Origin of the sequence: Sutterella massiliensis (genome assembly GCF_016899755.1) — a bacterium.
GTDB classification, from domain to species: Bacteria; Pseudomonadota; Gammaproteobacteria; order Burkholderiales; family Burkholderiaceae_F; genus Sutterella; species Sutterella massiliensis.
Map to the genome: position 1 here is coordinate 1 of NZ_JACJJC010000091.1, position 1257 is coordinate 1257.

Consider the following 1257-nt stretch of genomic DNA (forward strand, 5'->3'; position numbering starts at 1 on the left):
TGTCGGAACGGACGTCGAGCGGTGCACTGAAACGTGACGACGAGGCAGCACCAATCGGCCGGGCCGATGCGTCCTTCGGCGAAAGAAACGGGTGCATGAACGGCTCAGAAGAATGCATAGTCGCCCATATTCGCGTCGCCGCGCGTGAGGATGCGCTCAAGCGTGCGGCTCGAGTTTGTCCAGCGGCGTTCTTCGGCGAGTTCTCTCATGGCTTCGAGTGCCGAACGATACGCTTCGCCGCTGCCGTTGATCTTCGGGAGAAGCTTCTGCGCAACCGCGAAGTCGCACGCCCAGCAGAGGGGCGAACGGCCGTCCTTCGTCTCGAAGACGGCGGCGCCGGCAGCCGCATGACGATACATCGCACGGATGGTTCGTGCGGAGACGGCGCAGCCCGTTCCGGTCATGACGTCCACTGCTTCGTCGAGTGCCGCGCGCACGTTCTCCGTGACGGGACGGTTGCCAAAGTACGCTTGCAGAGCCGAACGTGACACGATCGGATGCGGCGTGTCAAGGTCAAGGGAGGGTTCGACATTGGCGAGCGATGAACGGTCCGGGGCCGGCAAGGTGATGACCGTTGCACGGTCGATCAGGCGCGGTGAAAGCGTTTCAGTCGTAAAGTCGTTGTTGATTGTCGCAATGAAGCGAAGCGACTCGGGAACTGCGTATCGAGCGCCGTCGCCAAGGGAAATGCTCGAGAGCGAAGTTCTTGAGTCGGCGACATTCATGAAGTCCGCCCAATAAAATTCCATGGGCGACAAATTTGCTTCATCAAGAAGCATCAGAAAGGGGATGTCGTCAAAACCCGCCTTCGCTTCAGCGTCGAGTTGTCGGAAGGCGTCGGAGCGGCGAATGTCGGGACTTTCGAACCTCCCTGCCAGGGTGTTAAAGAACCCCAGGAAATCTCGTTTTGAGGTCCATCCGCGTTCGACTGAAATCGGCAGGAAACGATTTGCGTCGCTCGGCTCTTTCCAGAGCGAGCGTTGCGCATCACCCAGATTTCGATCAAGTGTCGTGAGACCGAGCGCGTGCGCGGCAATTTCGGCGCCGGAAGTTTTACCTGTACCCGGATCGCCCGCAAAGATCGTGAGGAAATTCTGCGTGAGCGAAATGAAGAGATTGAGAATCGTGTTGCGGTCGTAGCGGCGCCAGACCCGAACACGATCGACGAGATAGTCCGCAAGCTGTGCGCCCGCGAGATTCGAAACCGGAAGTCCCGCTATGGATGCCGCACGATCGCGGTAGCGCGCGGTTTCGCCC

The 1257-nt window shown here is 59.6% G+C and carries 1 protein-coding gene; it reads right to left on the reverse strand.

The window, feature by feature from the left end; translation table 11 throughout:
• Positions 1–104: 104 nt before the first annotated feature.
• Positions 105–1257 (reverse strand): DUF8727 domain-containing protein (locus tag H6A60_RS11455; protein ID WP_500691537.1); only part of this gene is annotated, 1153 nt, incomplete at its 5' end.